This window comes from Pseudomonas sp. PA-5-4B (genome assembly GCF_021606215.1).
Lineage (GTDB): Bacteria > Pseudomonadota > Gammaproteobacteria > Pseudomonadales > Pseudomonadaceae > Aquipseudomonas > Aquipseudomonas edaphica.
In genome coordinates, this window is sequence record NZ_WKDB01000007.1 from 1 (window position 1) to 18,246 (window position 18,246).

Below are 18,246 nucleotides of genomic sequence, written 5' to 3' on the forward strand. Positions count from 1 at the left end.
TGAGTCCCCTGAAGGGCCGTCGAAGACTACGACGTTGATAGGTTGGGTGTGTAAGCGCTGTGAGGCGTTGAGCTAACCAATACTAATTGCCCGTGAGGCTTGACCATATAACACCCAAGCAATTTGAGTCGAAAGGCCAGATTGCGGTGTGTGAAGACGAGATGAACCGAAAGTTCGACGCTCACAAAACACCGAAAGCTGTCACATACCCAATTTGCTGAAGCGAAGCCAACTGGCTACGACTCAGTACCCGAATTTCTTGACGACCATAGAGCATTGGAACCACCTGATCCCATCCCGAACTCAGTAGTGAAACGATGCATCGCCGATGGTAGTGTGGGGTTTCCCCATGTGAGAGTAGGTCATCGTCAAGATTAAATTCCAAAACCCCTGATTGCTAACGCAATCAGGGGTTTTGTTTTGGGCGGTCGAAAAGTGTGGGCACGCAATGTATCAAGCGTTTCCCTGTTGCAGCCTGCCACCGCCTTCAATGCTAAAGTCCATGCCTCGATTTTGCTTTTCCCAAGGAAGCCGTTATGCCGGATGCGACGTCCCTCAGCGCTGGATTCATGGTGGTTCACGGCAACCGCCTGGACGAACTGCGCAGTCTGGTAGTCAGCTGGATGCGCCGTTATCCCCTGGCTCCTCTGGAAAACGAAATTGCCTTGGTCCAGAGCAACGGCATTGCCCAATGGCTCAAGTTGGCCTTGGCAGAGGATCCGGAAGAAGATGATATGGGCGGCTGTGGCATCGCTGCGGCTATCGACGTGCAACTCCCCGGCAGCTTCATGTGGCAGCTCTATCGCATGGTCTTGGGGAAGGATGAAATCCCGCCCAAATCCCTGCTCGATAAGGCCCCGCTGACCTGGCGCTTGATGCGCTTGCTCCCGGAGCTCATCGATCAACCGCACTTCGAGCCCCTGCAGCGCTTTCTCACCGACGACACCGACCTGCGCAAACGCTATCAACTGGCCGAACGCCTGGCCGACTTGTTCGACCAATACCAGGTCTACCGCGCCGACTGGCTGGAAGATTGGGCCGCTGGCCGCCATCAACTGCGCAATGGCCGAGGCGAAGCAAAGCCCCTGAACCCGGCAAATTGCTGGCAGGCCGAACTATGGCGCGCACTGCTATTGGACGTTGGTGAAGAGGGCATGGCCGAAAGCCGTGCCGGTGTTCACCAGCGTTTCATCGAGCGGATCAACACCCTCGAAAAAGCCCCTCAGGGGCTGCCGTCCCGAGTCATCGTTTTTGGCATCTCATCCTTGCCCGCCCAAGCGCTGGAGGCACTCGCCGGCCTGGCACGCTTCAGCCAAGTCCTGCTGTGCGTACACAACCCTTGTCGCCACCACTGGTCCGACATCGTCGCCGACAAAGACCTGCTGCGTAACGAGTACAAACGCCAGGCGCGCAAAGCCGGCATGCCAGTCACCATCGACCCGCAAACCCTGCACCAGCATGCGCACCCGTTGCTGGCCGCTTGGGGCAAACAGGGCCGCGACTACATTAGCCTGCTGGACAGCTACGACGACCCCAACAGCTACCGCGCCGCCTTCCGTGATGGCCGCATCGACCTGTTCAGCGACAACGAACCCACCACGTTGCTCAACCAGTTGCAGGACGACATCCTCGAACTGCGCCCACTCAATGAAACCCGCGAACTGTGGCCGGGCGTCGATCTAAATCACGACAGCTCCATCCGCTTCCACGTCGCCCACAGCGCCCAACGCGAAGTGGAAATCCTCCATGACCAATTGCTCCAACGCTTCAGCGCCGACCCCACACTGCGCCCGCGTGACATCATCGTCATGGTCCCCGACGTCGACAGCTATGCGCCGCACATCCGCGCCGTCTTCGGCCAGCTTGAGCGAAACGACCCACGCTTCATCCCGTTCACCCTCACCGACCAAGGCCAACGCGGCCGCGATCCGCTGCTGATCGCCGTCGAACACCTGCTAAAACTTCCAGATAGCCGCTTCCCCGTCAGCGAAATCCTCGACCTGCTCGACGTCCCCGCCTTGCGCGAACGTTTTGCCATCAAGGAACGTGATCTGCCCACGCTGCACCGCTGGATCGAAGGCGCCGGCATTCGCTGGGGCCTCAACGCCGAACAGCGCGCCGGCCTCGGCCTCCCCCAGGAGCTTGAGCAAAACAGCTGGCGATTCGGCCTGCGCCGTATGTTGCTGGGTTATGCCGTGGGCACTGGAATCGCCTGTGACGGTATTGAGCCCTACGATGAAATCGGCGGGCTGGACGCCGCGTTGATCGGCCCACTGGTCGCCTTGCTCGATGCGCTAAACCACGCTCATCAAGCCTTGTCACAACCGGCAAGCCCCCCAGAATGGGGCGAGCGCCTGCAACGCCTGATGCAGCTGTTCTTCCTGCCCAGCAGCGAGCACGACGACTATCTACTCGGCCAACTCGAACAACTGCGAGAAGACTGGCTGGAAACCTGCGAGTCCGTCGGCCTGCAGGACGAGTTACCCCTTACCGTCGTCCGCGAAGCCTGGCTCGCCGGCCTCGACCAAGGCCGCCTGTCCCAGCGCTTCCTTGCTGGGGCTGTCAATTTCTGCACCCTGATGCCCATGCGCGCCATCCCGTTCAAGCTGGTCTGCCTGCTCGGCATGAACGACGGCGACTACCCGCGAGCCCAACCGCCGCTGGACTTCGACCTGATGGGCAGCGACTACCGCCCCGGCGACCGTTCACGCCGCGAAGACGATCGTTACCTGCTGCTCGAAGCGCTGCTGTCCGCCCGCGATCAGCTCTATATCAGCTGGGTAGGCCGCAGCATCCGCGACAACAGCGACCGCCCTGCCTCGGTATTGATCGGCCAATTGCGTGACCACCTCGCCAGCGGCTGGCATAACGCAGACACACAAGAACCGTTGCTGGAAGCCATGACCCAGGAGCACCCACTCCAACCCTTCAGCGCCCGCTATTTCCACGAAGGTGATGCGCTGTTCAGCTACGCCCGCGAATGGCAATTGCTCCATCAAGCACCCGTGGCCACGGCTACAGAAGAACACTTGGCAGAGCACCACCAGGAAGAACCTCTGAGCCTCGGTCAGTTGCAAGACTTTGTGCGCAACCCCGTCAAACACTTCTTCAGCCAGCGTCTGAAAGTGTTCTTCGAAGCCGCTGAAGTCCCGCTGGCCGATGAAGAACCTTTCGTTCTCGATGCCTTGCAACGCTACAGCCTCAGCGACAGCCTGCTCAATGCAGCCTTGGCCCAGCCCGATCACATAGACCAGGCCCTGAATGCCCAAGCCCTGCGCCTGCAAGGCAGTGGCCTGCTGCCCATGGTCGGTTTCGGCGAATGCCTGCGTAATGAATTGGTCGAGCCATTGCCCGATCTACTGCAGCGTTATCAACACTTACTGGCGCTCTGGCCTACGCCACAAACCGCTGCCGAACCGATCAGTTTTGAGCATCAAGGCATTGAACTCGAAGGCTGGATCAGTGGCCTGCATCGGCGCAGTGATGGCGGATTGTTAAGCGTCACCACCATCCCCAACAGCATTGGCTCGATCAAGACCCGCAAGTGGCATCGACTGATCCGCCCGTGGGTCAATCATGTGGTGGCCTGCGCCTGCGGCTTGCCACTCAGTACCGGGCTGGTCGCCAGTGACGACACCCTGCTGCTGGCCCCGCTGGAAAAAACCGTCGCCCAGGAAATACTCGGCAACCTTTTACTGGCCTGGCACACCGGCATGCGCAAACCACTGCCCGTCGCCGTGAAAACCGCCTTCGCCTGGCTCGGCCAAACCGACCCCGACAAGGCCCAGGCGGCAGCCAGCAAAGCCTACGAAGGTGACGGCCTGACCACCGACGGCGAACGCCGCGAAACCCCGGCGCTCACCCGCCAATTCCCGGATTACACCACGCTCATCGCCAGCGAAGAATTCGAAGGTTGGGCCGAGACCCTGTATCGGCCCTTGATCAACGCCCCATGGCGGTCACTCAGCAGCGAGGAGGCCAGCGCATGATCAGTAAACCTTTGGCCCTGGCCTTCCCACTCAAAGGCAGCCAGCTGATTGAAGCCAGCGCCGGCACTGGCAAGACCTTCACCATTTCCGCCCTGTACCTGCGCCTGGTGCTTGGCCACGGTGGTGAAGAATCCGGCTTTGGTCGTGAACTGCTGCCACCGCAAATCCTGGTGGTGACCTTCACCGACGCCGCCACCAAAGAGCTGCGCGAACGCATCCGCATCCGCCTCGCCGAAGCCGCGCGGTTCTTCCGCGACGAAATTGAGCAACCGGACGCCCTGATCGCCGACCTGCGTGACCAATACCTGCCCGAGCAATGGCCTGCCTGTGCCAACCGCCTGGACATCGCCGCCCAATGGATGGACGAAGCTGCCGTCTCGACCATCCACAGTTGGTGCCAGCGCATGCTGCGCGAACACGCGTTCGACAGCGGCAGCCTGTTCACCCAAACCCTGGAAACCGACCACAGCGACCTGCTCGGCGAAGTGCTGCGCGATTACTGGCGGCTGTTCTGCTACCCAATGCACGACGATGCGCTCAACTGGGTGCGCAAAAACTGGAGCGGCCCCGCCGCGCTGATGCCACGCGTGCGCGCGCTGTTCGGCAGCGAACGGCCCACCGATGAAACCCGTGAGCCGGCCGAATTGATCAACGCTTGCTTGCAAGAACGCCGCCAAGCGCTGGTCGCGCTCAAGGCGCCCTGGCAACAATGGGCCATCGAGCTGCGCGATATCTGCCTGCAAGCCGTCGCCGCCAAAGCCGTCGACGGCCGCAAGATGCAGGCGCGTTACTTCGAACCCTGGTTCGAAAAGATCAGCGCCTGGGCCGCTGACGAAACCCTCGAACAACTCGACATCGGCACCGGCTTCACCCGCCTCACGCCCGATGGCATGGCCGAAGCCTGGAAGGGCGAGCCGCCGCGTCACCCTGGCATCGACGCCATGACCAGCCTCAAGGCCAGCCTCGACGCGCTGCCAACCCCCGATGCCGCCGTGTTGCAACACGCCGCCGGTTGGGTCGGTAAACGCTTCGAAGAAGAAAAACGCCGCCGCGCCGAAATGGGCTTCGACGACATGCTCATCCGCCTCAACGCCGCCCTGCAAGCCGACGGCGGCGAGCGCCTGGCCAATGTGATCCGTGAGCAATTCCCGGTCGCCCTGATCGACGAATTCCAGGACACCGACCCGGTGCAATACAGCATCTTCGACAGCATCTACCGCATCGAAGAAAACCACCTAGACAGTGGCCTGTTCCTGATCGGCGACCCCAAACAGGCCATTTACGCCTTCCGTGGCGCCGACATCTACACCTACCTGCGCGCCCGCCAGTCCACCACCGGCCGCCATCACACCCTGGGCACCAACTTCCGTTCCAGCCACGCGATGGTCGAGGCGGTCAACCATGTGTTCCAGCGTGCCGAGACCGGCCGTGGCGCGTTCCTGTTCCGTGAGCGAAATGGCGACAACCCGGTGCCGTTCCACTCGGTGTTGTCCCAAGGCCGCAAAGAGCAGTTGCAGGTCGATGGCCAAACCTTGCCGGCGATGAACCTCTGGCACCTGCCCACCGATCAGCCGATTTCCAACGCGGTCTATCGCCAACAACTGGCGGCGGCCTGTGCTACGCAAATTGTTGAGTTGCTCAATGGCGGGCAGCAGGGCCGCGCGGGTTTCCTACAACCGGATGGCAGCTTAAAAGGCGTACTCCCGTCAGACATCGCCATCCTGGTGCGCGACGGCAAGGAAGCCCAAGCCGTGCGCGCCGAACTGGCCGCCCGTGGTGTACGCAGCGTTTATCTGTCTGACAAGGATTCGGTGTTCGCCGCCCAGGAAGCCCACGACCTGCTGGCCTGGCTCAAGGCCTGCGCCGAGCCGGACGTCGAGCGCCCACTGCGCGCCGCCCTGGCCTGCGTCACCCTGAACCTGTCACTGGCGGAACTGGAGCGTCTGAACCAGGACGAACTGGCGTGGGAAACCCGCGTGATGCAGTTCCGTGGTTATCGCGCGATCTGGCGTACCCAAGGCGTGCTGCCGATGCTGCGACGCCTGCTGCATGATTTCAAACTGCCGCAAACCCTGATCGCCCGCAGTGACGGCGAACGCGTATTGACCAACCTGTTGCACCTGAGCGAACTGCTGCAACAGGCCGCGTCAGAGCTGGATGGCGAGCAAGCATTGATTCGCCACCTGGCCGAACACCTGGCACTGTCGGGCCAGGCCGGTGAAGAACAGATTCTGCGCCTGGAAAGCGACGAACAACTGGTCAAGGTGGTGACCATCCACAAATCCAAGGGCCTGGAATACGACCTGGTCTTCCTGCCGTTTATCTGCTCGGTCAAGCCGGTGGATGGCAGCCGTTTGCCGCTGCATTACCACGACGAACAGGGCAAATCCCAAGTCAGCCTGCGGCCGACCGCCGAGTTGATTACCCAAGCCGACGACGAGCGCCTGGCCGAAGACCTGCGGTTGTTCTACGTCGCCCTCACGCGTGCCAAACACGCGTGCTGGTTGGGCATTGCCGACCTCAAACGTGGCAATAACAGCAGCTCGGTCTTGCACCTGTCCGCGCTGGGTTATCTGCTCGGTGGCGGTGCCTCGTTGGGCGAATCCGCTGGTCTGGCGCGCTGGCTGCTGGACTTGCAGGAGGGCTGCGCTGCCATCCACTACACCCACGTGCCCGACGCGCAATACAGCCTGTTCCACCCGCCGCGTAACGAGGCTACCTTGCTGGCACCGTTACTGCCCGCGCGCAAAGCCGCTGAAAACTGGTGGATCGCTTCTTACAGTGCGCTAAGAATTGGCGACAGCATGAGCGCCGCTAATCTAGAAGCACCAGAAAGCCCACAAGCCCAGAAGCTGTTCGACGACGAACGCCTCGACCCCGACGCACCGCGTGAAGTGGCAGCGTCTGGCGGCGACATTCACCGTTTCCCACGTGGCCCTAACCCCGGCACCTTTCTCCATGGTCTGTTGGAATGGGCGGGCGAGGAAGGCTTCAACGTGACGCCCGAGGCCATCGAAAAAGCCGTGGGCGCCCGCTGTAATCGGCGCAACTGGGAAGGCTGGATCGTCACCCTCAGCGGCTGGCTCGGCCATTTGCTGCAAACGCCGCTGCCGGTAGATAACGATCTAGTCGCCCTCAGCAGCCTGCAGCACTACCAGATCGAAATGGAGTTCTGGTTCGCCAGCCACAAAGTCGACGTGCTGGCCCTCGACAAGCTAGTGTGCCAGCACACCCACAACGGCGTGTCCCGAGTGGCCGCCGAACCGGTGCTGCTCAACGGTATGTTCAAGGGTTTTATCGACCTGACGTTCGAACACGACGGCCGTTATTACGTGGCCGACTACAAATCCAACTGGCTCGGCCCTGACAATTCGGCCTACACGCAGGACGCCATGGAACAGTCGATCCTCGAGCATCGGTACGACCTGCAATACGTACTTTACCTGCTGGCCCTGCACCGCCAGCTGAAGGCGCGCCTGCCGGATTACGACTACGACCGCCATGTTGGCGGTGCGCTGTACCTGTTCCTGCGGGGCACCCAGGCCACCAGCCAGGGCGCGTATTTCACCCGGCCGCCACGGGAGCTGATCGAAGGCTTGGACCTGTTGTTCCAGGGCAAACCCATACCGCCCAAGGTTGAGCCCGCCTGGGAACAAGGAGTGCTGCTATGAGCCTGTCGCCCTTACCGCTTGAGGACCTGATGCCACTCAGTCGCGCCGCCGACCTGTTGCAGTTGTTGGAACGCTGGGTTGAGCGTGGCTGGCTGCGCGCATTGGACAAAGCCTTCGTCGGTTTCCTCCACGAACTCGACCCGCAGGCCGACCCACTGGTATTGCTGGCCGCCGCATTGACCAGCCACCAATTGGGCCATGGCCACGTCTGCCTGGACTTGTTCGAAACCCTTAAAGCGCCAGACTTTGCCCTGTCATTGCCCCCCGAAGGCGACCTGCAAACCGGCGCCATGTTGCTGCCCTCGCAATTGCTCGACGGCCTTGATGGCGCCCACTGGTGCCAGGCGCTGGCCGCCAGCCACTTGGTCGCGCTGGCTGTTGATGGCACTGAATCGGCCCAAAGCCGCCCGCTGGTGCTGTCCGGCAAACGCCTGTATTTGCGCCGCTACTGGACCTACGAACGGCGCATCGACATGGCATTACGCCTGCGCCTGGCCACCCTGGAAACCGTCGCCACTGATTTGCCGCAACGCCTGAACACCTTGTTCGATCAAGCGCCGCCGGACGGCGTGATCGACTGGCAAAAACTTGCCTGCGCCCTGGCCACACGCGGTGCCTTCAGCATCGTTACCGGCGGCCCCGGCACGGGTAAAACCACCACTGTAGTGCGCTTGCTCGCGCTGCTGCAGGCCCCGGCGGTAGAGGCCAACAGCCCATTGCGCATCCGCCTCGCCGCGCCCACGGGCAAAGCCGCCGCACGCCTCACCGAATCCATCAGCCAGCAAGTGTTGTCGCTGAATGTGCCGGACAGCGTGCGGGAAAAAATCCCCACCCAGGTCACCACGGTTCACCGCCTGCTCGGCAGCCGCCCCGGCACGCGACATTTTCGACATCACCTCGGCAACCCGTTGCCATTGGACGTGCTGGTGGTGGACGAAGCCTCGATGATCGACCTGGAAATGATGGCCAACCTGCTGGACGCGTTGCCGCCCCACGCACGCCTGGTATTGCTCGGGGACAAAGACCAACTCGCCTCGGTAGAAGCTGGCGCGGTGCTCGGCGACCTCTGCCGTGATGCCGAAGCCGGCTGGTACAGCCCCGACACGCGCCAGTGGCTGCAAGCGGTCAGCGGCGAAGACCTCAGCGCCAGCGGCCTGCAGGAAGATCTCGATGGCAGTCATCCGCTCGCCCAGCAAGTGGTCATGCTGCGCTATTCGCGACGCTTCGGCGAAGGCAGTGGCATCGGCCAACTGGCGCGTTGGGTTAACCAGCAAAATGCCGAAGAGGCGCGCAGACTGCTTGCCGCGCGCAGCCACAACGACCTGTTCTGCCTCAGCCTCAAGGGCGAACACGATCACGCGCTTGAGCGCCTGGTGTTGGACGGGCAGGGCGACGACGCCCAGGGTTATCGCTATTACCTGAATCTGCTGCACAGCGCGCGGCCGGCCCTCGACACACCGCGCGAAGACGCCGCCTGGACCCACTGGGCGCAACAACTATTGCAAGCCTTCGACGCCTTCCAGCTGCTCTGCGCCGTGCGCAAAGGCCCATGGGGCGTGGAAGGTTTAAACCAGCGCATCACCGCCGCCTTGCGCAAAGTGCGGCTGATCGAAGGCGATGACCAATGGTACGAAGGCCGCCCGGTGTTGATGACGCGCAACGACTACGGCCTGGGCTTGATGAACGGCGACATCGGCATCGCCCTCAAACTGCCCGAAAGCGACGGCGGCCCACAGGTGTTGCGTGTGGCTTTCCCACGCAACGATGGCCAGGGTGGGGTGCGTTTTGTACTGCCCAGCCGTCTGAATGATGTGGAAACCGTGTACGCCATGACCGTGCACAAATCCCAGGGCTCCGAATTCACTCACACGGCGCTGATCCTGCCCGATGCGCTGAACCCGGTGCTGACCAAAGAGCTGATCTACACCGGCATCACCCGCGCCAAACGCTGGTTCAGTTTGATCGAACCGCGAGGCGGGGTGTTTGAAGAAGCGGTGCGGCGCAAGGTCAAACGCCTGAGCGGGTTGATGCTGGAGTTGGATGCCGCCCTCGATAAAACTGACTGATTGGTCATTAAATATTTCTGGTTTAGTTGTCTGATTTTTCTGAAAATATAGCGGGCTTTGATAAACCCCCAGTTCGTGGGGTTTTCCGCCGCTGTGCTATCGTTGCGGCATCACCCTGTAAAATATTTGAGAGAATTGCTGCATGAACGTGGCTGTCTCGCCCACAGAGCGCAGTTTGAGCTGGAGACGCATGTTACTGGTGGCGGTGCTATGCCTGCTCGCCCCGCGTGTATTTGCGCAGACGCCCAGCCTGGCGGATCACCGCGCCCAGGCGGTCACCCAAGTGGTACTCGGCATCCTCAGTTATGCCCGTTGGCCGGTGGAGCCTGCACAACTGCGCTTGTGCATCGTCGGCCCCACCCAATACACCGACGACCTTGTCAAAGGCACCACCCAGGCCACTGGCCGCCCGGTGGTGGTGCAGCGCCTGCTGGCCGATAATCCCGATATCGTCAGTGCCTGCGACGCCATTTACATCGGCAAACTCACCGCCGATGAACGCAGCCGCCTGTTCACCTCATTGATCGGCCACCCGGTGCTCAGCATCAGCGAAGGCGGCGACCAATGCACCGTGGGCAGCCTGTTCTGCCTGCGCGTGGGCGATGAGCAAGTGTCGTTCGAGGTCAACCTGGATTCCGTCGCCCGTAGCGGCGTGCGCATCCACCCCAGTGTGTTGCAACTGTCCCGACGTCGAGCGCCAGCGCCATGAGAACCGCTAAAGCGCGGCCGACCTTGCGTTCGGTCATTGGCCGTGGGCATTTGATCCTGGCACTGGTGGCCGTGACCCTGGCCAGTGTGTCGCTGACCCTGCTCGGTGTGCTGGCGCTGCGGGTGTATGCCGAACACAACCTGCACCTGATCGCGCGCTCCATCAACTACACCGTGGAAGCTGCGGTGGTGTTCGATGACAGTGCCGCCGCCACCGAAGCGCTGAGCCTGATTGCATCGACTGAAGAAGTGGCCCAGGCCGAAGTCTTCGACGCCAACGGCAAGCTGCTGGCGCAATGGGTACGGCCCGAAACCGGCATGCTCTCCAAGGTCGAGCTGGCGGTGGCGCACACCCTGCTCGAACAGCCTATCAGCCAGCCGGTCCTGCACCAGGGCCAGCCCGTCGGCAGCATTCACTTGGTCGGCCATGGCGGCAGCCTGCTGCGCTTTTTGCTCAGTGGCCTGGCCGGGATTCTGATTTGTACCGCGCTCAGCGCCTGGGTTGCGTTGTACCTGGCGCGGCGTCTGTTGCAAGGCATCACCCAACCGCTGCAAAGCCTTGCCGCCGTGGCCCACGCCGCCCGCAGCGAGCGCGATTTCGACCGCCGTGTGCCACCGGCGCAGATCGCCGAACTCGATAGCCTCGGCAGCGACTTCAACGCCTTGCTCGGTGAGATGGAAGCCTGGCAAAGCCACCTGCAAAGTGAAAATGAAACCCTCGCCCACCAAGCCAGCCACGACAGCCTCACCGGCTTGCCCAACCGCGCGTTCTTCGAAGGCCGCCTGATTCGCGCACTGCGCAGCGCCGCCAAGATCAATGAGAAAGTGGCGGTGTTGTTCCTCGACAGCGACCGCTTCAAAGACATCAACGACAACTTTGGCCACGCCGCCGGCGATGCCGTGCTGGTCGCCGTCGCCGAACGCGTGCGTGCGCAGCTGCGTGAGGATGACCTGGTGGCGCGCCTGGGCGGTGATGAATTCGCGATCCTGCTGGCGCCGCTGCACAAGGCCGAGGATGCCCAGCGCATCGCCGACAAGATCATTGCCAGCATGGACAAACCAATCCCGTTGCCCGGCAATACCCAGGTGCTGACCTCCCTCAGTATCGGCATCGCCATCTACCCCGATCATGGCGCCACTCCCGGCACCCTGCTTAATGCCGCCGACGCGGCCATGTACCAAGCCAAGCGGCTGTCTCAAGGCGGCCAGCAAACGGCGGAGGCGGAGCCTACCGCTGCCAACGTTCAACACAGGAGTTGATCCCTTGTTCTCGAAAACGCGTGTTCTGTTTATCACTTTACTGGTTGCCTTCCTGGCCCTCGGCGGCTGCCAGACGCCGCCGCCCAAAGGCCTGACCCCGGCCCAAGTCGCGGTCCTCAAACAACAAGGCTTTGAACTCACCGACGAAGGCTGGGCCTTCGGGTTATCCGGCAAAGTGCTGTTCGGCAGCGACGTCGAAAGCCTCAACAAAGCCAGCACCGACATCGTCGAACGCATCGGCAAAGCCCTGACGGGCGCCGGTATCGACCGCGTGCGCGTAGACGGCCACACCGACGCCTCGGGCAAAGAAACCTACAACCAGCAACTGTCCCTGCGCCGCGCAAAAAGCGTGGGCAAGGTGCTGACCAGCGTGGGCATGAAAGAAGAAAACATCCAACTGCGCGGCCTGGGCAGCAGCGAACCGGTGGCGTCAAACACCACCGTGGCAGGCCGCACCGAGAACCGGCGCGTGTCGATCGTCGTGATTGCCGACTAAGCACCTCACTCAATCCCAACGTGGCAATGCGGTCAACTGTGGGAGCTGGCTTGCCTGCGATGGCGGTATATCAGCAGTAGATAAGCTGCCTGACCCACCGCCATCGCAGGCAAGCCAGCTCCCACACTTATTTGTGCCAGACCTCCGATCGTTCCCACGCTCCGCGTGGGAATGCATCCTGTGACGCTCCGCGTCACGACTCAAGAGCAGACGCAGAGAGTCCAAGGCGGCATTCGATCTGCGATCTAGCGTTTAGCCCGTTGGCGTCATTGCTTGTGTCAGGTCATCCACCACGGCTTTGCCCATCTCACACAGGTAATGCGCGGCCCATGGGTATTGCTCTACACCCACACTCATGACGAATCTTGATGGCTAAGCTGATGAGGTTTCGCTTTTTCGCAAGTGGTGGGCTTAGTTAAATGGGCGCTCTAACTAACCACCTTAAAGAATCTCGATGATCATAAAAGGCAGTAATTTCAGCCAAGAGGTGTGCAGCCATGCAACAGCCTTGGTTGATGAACTACAAGGCACACCCACTCAACTTCCGGACAAGAAGCCGATGTCTATCAGTAATGCTGAGGTACTCGCTCTGATTTATTCCGGGGCGGATGTAACAGTTGATTCGTCTATGTTCTCGGCGTTGCAGCGCGACAGTCAGGCAATAGCGGCTCGAGATTCGAAGCGCCGCGTAACGTTCTGGAATGCAGCGATGATTGATCAGTCAGAACGGTTAGCGCTGTCGAAAAATGCACCCATGGCTGTGCATTTCGATTTTTCTTGAGTGTTGTCTCGATACCTAGAATGAGCAAGTTATCAGACATGGCCTGCTAGACATTTGAAGTGTTTTTATCTCAAAAAGAAAAAGCCGAGCCCCATGGACAACTCCGATATCGCGATCACGCTGGTCTTGATCTCTGCCTTCATGCACGCCACCTGGAACGCTGTAGTCCGCGCCGGTAGCAGTCGCTTCATGACCTTGGCCATGGTTGATGGTACCGCGCTAGTGATATGCCTGCTGGCCTTGCCATTTGTCAGAGTGCCGAGCCTGGAGGTTGGGGGCTATATCCTCGTCTCCGTGATGCTCAATACGGTCTATCGGCTATTTCTGATCAAGGCGTATGAAACGGGTGACTTCGGCCAGGTTTACCCCGTGATGCGTGGGGTACCGCCCGTATTGGTCGCGCTGTTTTCCTACTTTCTGCTGCATGAGCAGTTGTCACTCCAGGCTTTGACCGGAGTGTTGCTGATTTGTGTGGGGATTATCAGCCTGACCTTTGTGCGCAGGATGACGGCGCAGATGTTTAAACCGATCCTGATGGCGGTGTGCGCCGGCGTGTTTATTGCGTCTTACACGGTGGTGGATGCCAAAGGTGTAAGAGCGAGTGAGACGGTAATGCAGTACATCATCTACCTGACAGTGTTCCAGAGTATTCCGATCCCTGTGCTGGCGTATTCCAAAGAGCGTTCAGCCTTGGCTCAAGCAATACGTGGGCATTGGCGAGTAGGCCTGTTAGGCGGTGTTTTTTACCTGGCGTCTTACGGATTTGTGTTGTTTGCGTTATCGCTGGATGCGGTCGCCAAGGTCTCAGCGCTGCGGGAAACCAGTGTTATTATCGGCGCCATTATTGCCGCGCTGTTCTTTCATGAACGGTTCGGTTGGCGACGGATGCTGTCGGCATTCGTCATTGTTTGCGGGATCATCTTGATCAAAGTGAGCACCTGATGGCCCAGCGTCCGCCTCCCACACCCATGCTTCAAGCGTTCGTCAGCGCAGCGCAAACGGGTAGTTTTGCGCGTGCTGCCTCTGAGCTCAACCTCACCGCCAGTGCCATCAGTCATCAAATTGCGGGCCTTGAGGAGTGGTGGGGCGTGCTGTTGTTTGAGCGGCACTCGCGCGGTGTGAAGCTGACGGCAGCGGGGCAGGCCTTATTGCCGGTAACCGACGGATTTTTCAAGGCGCTGGACGGGGTGCTGCATTCGCTCAACCCCGGTAAATCCCAGCCGTTGTACCTCTCATGCACCTCTTCCCTCTGTTCGACGTGGCTGATTCCCAGAATGCACGGCTCTCACACTGAGGCCTCGTTCAACATTGACCTGGTGTTGACCAGCGCTGACATGAGCGGCGCCAGCCTGGAGGCTCATCAATACGATGTCGCGGTGGTGATGGGGTACGGCGACTACCCGGATCATCATGTTGAACTGCTGATGCGCGACGCGGTGTTCCCCGTTTGTTCGCCGGAGTTTCTGCGGTTGAAGGGTGATATTGCACAGGAAGATGTCGCCCGGTACCCGCTGATCCATCGGGTGGACGATCAGGTGTGTCCGGGGTGGGAAAGCTGGTTTGCATTTCAGGGGCTGGCGGCGCCGCCTTATCACCATGGGCCGCGATTTCCGGATTCGAGCCAGGCGATCAGTCTGGCGGTGAAGGGCACAGGGATTGCGCTGGGCAGAACTGCGTTGGTGTACGACCAATTGGAAGGCGGCACATTGGTTGCGCTGAATAGCCCAGTGATGATGTCGCCAGCGGCCTATTACATAATTTGCCGAAACGGACGACAGTCGGAGCCCGATATCGCTCGGTTAATTGTTTGGCTCAAGAGCACCGCGGGTGAGTTTTTGCGGGAAGTGCGGGCTCGGTATCCGCAAATAGCTGGGGCTGGTGCGGTTTAGAAGTGGAAGGAGCAAGCTTCCTCCCACATTCCGATCGTTCCCACGCTCCGCGTGGGAATGCATCCTGTGACGCTCCGCGTCACGACTTCAAGAGCAGACGCAGAGCGTCCAGGGCGGCATTCCCACGCAGAGCGTGGGAACGATCTGCGATCTAGCCTTTAGCTCGTAGGCGTCATCGCTTGCGTCAGGTCATCCACCACGGCTTTGCCCATCTCACACAGGTAGTGTGCGGCCCAGGCGTATTGTTCGCCGCGTACATCCATGGCGGCTTCCATGGCGAGTTTCTTGGAGTAGAACAGCAGGGTGGAGGCGTGTTCCAAGGCTTGCTCGATGGGCATGCCGGAGTTGACGCGGAACAGCGGTTTTTGGTTTTCGCCGTAGTCGCCGAAGGTGACGACGCCGAGGGTGGTGATGGATGAAAGGGGTGGATCGGGGACGATTTTGCTCATGATGATTGCTCTCTGCTGAAGTAGAGCTGCCACATCACATCGCTAAACATGAAGAGGGTGGCAGCTGTGTGCAGGTTAGCGATCCGGGCCAGAGCGCATCCCGGGTAGACTCGAAAGTCTCCCGCACACAGCCGCCATAAAACGCTAAAAGCTGACGAGAGCCAGCTGATACTGTTGGGGGCAGTGTCACGCCTGAAACCCGGATCGCTAAACCCGATCGCTGATGAGCAGCGAAGTCAGGAGGCTAGTGACCCAAACGGTAAGGCGCAATAGGGTAGAGAGTCTCTAGGAAACGTCCTGCAAATTAAAGCGAATCGTCGCTGATGGCCCTTTAATCCGCGAACCTCATCTCCCGCGTTTCCCCCATCAACAACCCCGCGTTCTGCTCCGTCACTTCCCTGATGTAATCCCACAACAGCGTAATCCGCTTCAGCTTCCGCAAATCCTCCCGGCAATACATCCAAAACTGCCGCGTTATCGCAATCTGCTCGCCCAGCACCGGCAACAACCGTGGATCCTGCGCCGCCAGAAAGCACGGCAAAATAGCCATCGACCGGCCCTGCTGCGCCGCCACGTACTGCGCGATCACGCTGGTACTGCGCAAACTCGCGCTGGCGCCGGGCACTACGTTGGCCAGGTACAACAGCTCCGAACTGAACGCCAGATCATCCACATAGCTGATAAATGGATGCTCGGCCAAATCTGCCGGTTTGCGGATCGGCGGGTGTTGGTCGAGGTAGTCCTGGGTCGCGTACAGCTGCAGCTTGTAGTCGCACAGTTTGCAGCACACATACGGCCCGTGTTCCGGGCGTTCCAGGGCGATCACTATGTCGGCTTCGCGCTTGGACAGGCTGATGAAGTGGGGCAGGGGCAAAATATCCACCGAGATTGCCGGGTAAGTGTCGACAAAGTGGCTGAGCTGCGGCGTGACAAAAAAGCTGCCGAAACCTTCGGTGCAGCCCATGCGCACATGGCCGGACAGCGCCACGCCAGAGCCGGACACCTGCTCGCAGGCCATGTGCAGCGTGCTTTCGATGGACTCCGCATACCCCAGCAAACGCTGGCCTTCGGTGGTGAGCACGAAGCCGTTGGTCCGGGATTTTTCGAACAGCAATGTGCCGAGCGACACTTCCAACGAACTGATGCGCCGCGACACGGTGGTGTAGTCCACCGCCAGGCGCTTGGCGGCGACGCTGGCCTTGCGGGTGCGGGCCACTTCGAGGAAAAACTTCAGGTCATCCCAGTTCAGGGAGCCCAATGACGTGATGTTTTTTTGCATATTGGACCGGCTTTTATGTGCGTTCTTATTAGAGATTTGCACATCTATACTCCAAAAACAGTTCGAACGCCTCATTCTTCAAGGCGATTCAACGCCTTGGTTCTCTGCACAACTATAAGATTTGGAGACCACATGAACGCTTCTGCCGATATTTCCGTGCAACAGGTCAAGTTGCTGATCAACGGTGAATGGGTCGAGTCCAAGACCACCCACTGGCAAGACATCGTCAACCCGGCCACCCAACAAGTGCTGGCCAAAGTCCCTTTCGCCACCGCCGATGAAGTCAACGCCGCCATCGACGCCGCCCATCAAGCTTTTCAAACCTGGAAGCTCACGCCGATCGGCGCACGCATGCGCATCATGCTCAAGCTGCAAGCCTTGATCCGCGAACATTCCAAGCGCATCGCCGTAGTCCTGAGCGCCGAGCAGGGTAAGACCATTGCCGACGCCGAAGGCGATATTTTCCGTGGCCTGGAAGTGGTCGAACACGCGTGCTCCATCGGCACCTTGCAGATGGGTGAGTTCGCTGAAAACGTCGCCGGTGGCGTCGACACCTACACCCTGCGTCAGCCGATCGGCGTGTGCGCAGGCATCACTCCGTTCAACTTCCCGGCGATGATTCCACTGTGGATGTTCCCGATGGCGATTGCCTGCGGTAACACTTTCGTGCTCAAACCGTCCGAACAAGACCCTCTGTCGACGATGCTGCTGGTAGAGCTGGCGCTGGAAGCCGGTGTGCCGGCCGGCGTGCTCAACGTGGTGCACGGCGGCAAGGATGTGGTGGATGCGCTGTGCACCCATAAAGATATCAAGGCAGTTTCTTTCGTCGGTTCGACCGCCGTTGGTACCCACGTGTACGACCTAGCCGGTAAACACGGCAAGCGCGTGCAGTCGATGATGGGCGCCAAGAACCACGCCGTGGTGCTGCCGGACGCCAACCGCGAACACACCTTGAATGCCCTGGTCGGTGCCGGTTTCGGCGCGGCAGGCCAGCGTTGCATGGCCACCTCGGTGGTGGTGCTGGTGGGCGCGGCCAAGCAGTGGCTGCCGGATTTGAAAGCGCTGGCGCAAAAACTCAAGGTTAACGCCGGCAGTGAAGCGGGCACGGATGTCGGCCCGGTGATCTCCAAACGCGCCAAGGCCCGCATTCTGGAACTGATCGAAAGCGGCGTGAAAGAAGGCGCCAAGCTGGAGCTGGACGGCCGCGACATCAAGGTGCCGGGCTTCGAACACGGCAACTTCGTCGGCCCGACCCTGTTCTCGGGCGTGACCACTGACATGCAGATCTACACCCAGGAAATCTTCGGCCCGGTGCTGGTGGTGCTGGAAGTTGCCACGCTGGATGAAGCCATCGCGCTGGTCAACGCCAACCCGTTCGGCAACGGCACTGGCCTGTTCACCCAAAGCGGTGCGGCAGCGCGTAAGTTCCAGAGCGAAATCGATGTAGGCCAGGTCGGCATCAACATCCCGATTCCGGTGCCAGTGCCGTTCTTCAGCTTCACCGGTTCGCGCGGTTCCAAGCTCGGCGACCTCGGCCCGTATGGCAAGCAAGTGGTGCAGTTCTACACCCAGACCAAAACCGTCACCAGCCGCTGGTTCGATGACGACACGGTCAACGATGGCGTCAACACCACCATCAACCTGCGCTGATTTGGGGA

12 protein-coding genes, 2 rRNA genes and 1 pseudogene are annotated in these 18,246 nt (G+C 60.4%); 12 read left to right on the forward strand and 3 right to left on the reverse strand.

The features are described from left to right. The 8 genes from GIW28_RS05400 to GIW28_RS05435 all read left to right on the forward strand — a co-directional run. Positions 1–107, forward strand: a 23S ribosomal RNA gene (locus tag GIW28_RS05400); the annotation flags it as partial. Positions 108–258: 151 nt separating this feature from the next. Beyond that, positions 259–374 (forward strand): 5S ribosomal RNA (gene rrf / locus GIW28_RS05405). A gap of 162 nt (positions 375–536) precedes the next feature. Further along, a complete protein-coding gene (gene recC, locus GIW28_RS05410; protein WP_099549474.1) occupies positions 537–3,989 on the forward strand; it encodes an exodeoxyribonuclease V subunit gamma in 3,453 nt (1,150 codons plus the stop codon). Further along, complete coding sequence (gene recB, locus GIW28_RS05415; protein WP_176992532.1) at positions 3,986–7,660, forward strand: exodeoxyribonuclease V subunit beta; 3,675 nt, start codon at positions 3,986–3,988, stop codon at positions 7,658–7,660. The genes recC and recB overlap by 4 nt, the downstream gene beginning before the upstream one ends. Next, positions 7,657–9,726: an exodeoxyribonuclease V subunit alpha gene (gene recD / locus GIW28_RS05420; protein ID WP_236447534.1), complete on the forward strand. Its 2,070-nt coding sequence runs from the start codon at positions 7,657–7,659 to the stop codon at positions 9,724–9,726. Before recB ends, recD begins: the two co-directional genes overlap by 4 nt. Before the next feature lie 142 nt (positions 9,727–9,868). Next, positions 9,869–10,435 carry a YfiR family protein gene (locus tag GIW28_RS05425; protein WP_099549471.1) on the forward strand — a complete coding sequence of 189 codons (567 nt, stop codon included), beginning with the start codon at positions 9,869–9,871 and terminating at the stop codon, positions 10,433–10,435. Further along, positions 10,432–11,694 (forward strand): diguanylate cyclase domain-containing protein, encoded by a 1,263-nt coding sequence (locus GIW28_RS05430; protein WP_017137979.1) that lies wholly within the window; start codon positions 10,432–10,434, stop codon positions 11,692–11,694. Before GIW28_RS05425 ends, GIW28_RS05430 begins: the two co-directional genes overlap by 4 nt. A gap of 4 nt (positions 11,695–11,698) precedes the next feature. Beyond that, the gene (locus tag GIW28_RS05435; protein WP_017137978.1) at positions 11,699–12,190 is read left to right on the forward strand and encodes an OmpA family protein; all 492 of its coding nucleotides are present in this window, start codon (positions 11,699–11,701) and stop codon (positions 12,188–12,190) included. Between the two features lie 252 nt (positions 12,191–12,442). Here GIW28_RS05435 and GIW28_RS05440 read toward each other — a convergent pair. Continuing rightward, a pseudogene (locus tag GIW28_RS05440) lies at positions 12,443–12,547 on the reverse strand (DUF3077 domain-containing protein); the annotation flags it as partial. Between the two features lie 97 nt (positions 12,548–12,644). Between GIW28_RS05440 and GIW28_RS05445 the strand changes: the two are divergent. The 3 genes from GIW28_RS05445 to GIW28_RS05455 all read left to right on the forward strand — a co-directional run bounded on the left by GIW28_RS05445 (position 12,645) and on the right by GIW28_RS05455 (position 14,860). Continuing rightward, complete coding sequence (locus GIW28_RS05445) at positions 12,645–12,971, forward strand: hypothetical protein (RefSeq protein ID WP_017137977.1); 327 nt, start codon at positions 12,645–12,647, stop codon at positions 12,969–12,971. 93 nt (positions 12,972–13,064) lie between these two features. Beyond that, positions 13,065–13,913: an EamA family transporter gene (locus GIW28_RS05450; RefSeq protein ID WP_099549420.1), complete on the forward strand. Its 849-nt coding sequence runs from the start codon at positions 13,065–13,067 to the stop codon at positions 13,911–13,913. Next, positions 13,913–14,860, forward strand: coding sequence for a LysR substrate-binding domain-containing protein (locus tag GIW28_RS05455; RefSeq protein ID WP_017137975.1), 948 nt, complete (start codon positions 13,913–13,915; stop codon positions 14,858–14,860). Before GIW28_RS05450 ends, GIW28_RS05455 begins: the two co-directional genes overlap by 1 nt. 158 nt (positions 14,861–15,018) lie before the next feature. Here GIW28_RS05455 and GIW28_RS05460 read toward each other — a convergent pair whose 3' ends face one another. Both GIW28_RS05460 and GIW28_RS05465 read right to left on the reverse strand, forming a co-directional pair. After that, a complete protein-coding gene (locus GIW28_RS05460) occupies positions 15,019–15,309 on the reverse strand; it encodes a DUF3077 domain-containing protein (protein WP_017137974.1) in 291 nt (96 codons plus the stop codon). A 331-nt stretch (positions 15,310–15,640) separates the two neighbouring features. Beyond that, positions 15,641–16,588: a LysR family transcriptional regulator gene (locus GIW28_RS05465; RefSeq protein WP_017137973.1), complete on the reverse strand. Its 948-nt coding sequence runs from the start codon at positions 16,586–16,588 to the stop codon at positions 15,641–15,643. Between the two features lie 132 nt (positions 16,589–16,720). On the opposite strand from GIW28_RS05465, the gene GIW28_RS05470 reads away from it, so the two are divergent. Further along, positions 16,721–18,238 (forward strand): CoA-acylating methylmalonate-semialdehyde dehydrogenase, encoded by a 1,518-nt coding sequence (locus GIW28_RS05470; RefSeq protein WP_236458949.1) that lies wholly within the window; start codon positions 16,721–16,723, stop codon positions 18,236–18,238. The last annotated feature ends 8 nt before the right edge of the window (positions 18,239–18,246 follow it).

Bases quoted from the DNA above. Each gene is read 5' to 3' on its own strand.
- GIW28_RS05425 (WP_099549471.1), top strand. From the start codon at position 9,869: ATGAACGTGGCTGTCTCGCCCACAGAGCGCAGTTTGAGCTGGAGACGC.
- GIW28_RS05450 (WP_099549420.1), top strand. From the start codon at position 13,065: ATGGACAACTCCGATATCGCGATCACGCTGGTCTTGATCTCTGCCTTC.
- recD (WP_236447534.1), top strand. From the start codon at position 7,657: ATGAGCCTGTCGCCCTTACCGCTTGAGGACCTGATGCCACTCAGTCGC.
- GIW28_RS05465 (WP_017137973.1), bottom strand. From the start codon at position 16,588: ATGCAAAAAAACATCACGTCATTGGGCTCCCTGAACTGGGATGACCTG.
- GIW28_RS05460 (WP_017137974.1), bottom strand. From the start codon at position 15,309: ATGAGCAAAATCGTCCCCGATCCACCCCTTTCATCCATCACCACCCTC.
- GIW28_RS05470 (WP_236458949.1), top strand. From the start codon at position 16,721: ATGAACGCTTCTGCCGATATTTCCGTGCAACAGGTCAAGTTGCTGATC.
- recC (WP_099549474.1), top strand. From the start codon at position 537: ATGCCGGATGCGACGTCCCTCAGCGCTGGATTCATGGTGGTTCACGGC.
- GIW28_RS05430 (WP_017137979.1), top strand. From the start codon at position 10,432: ATGAGAACCGCTAAAGCGCGGCCGACCTTGCGTTCGGTCATTGGCCGT.
- GIW28_RS05445 (WP_017137977.1), top strand. From the start codon at position 12,645: ATGATCATAAAAGGCAGTAATTTCAGCCAAGAGGTGTGCAGCCATGCA.
- recB (WP_176992532.1), top strand. From the start codon at position 3,986: ATGATCAGTAAACCTTTGGCCCTGGCCTTCCCACTCAAAGGCAGCCAG.
- GIW28_RS05455 (WP_017137975.1), top strand. From the start codon at position 13,913: ATGGCCCAGCGTCCGCCTCCCACACCCATGCTTCAAGCGTTCGTCAGC.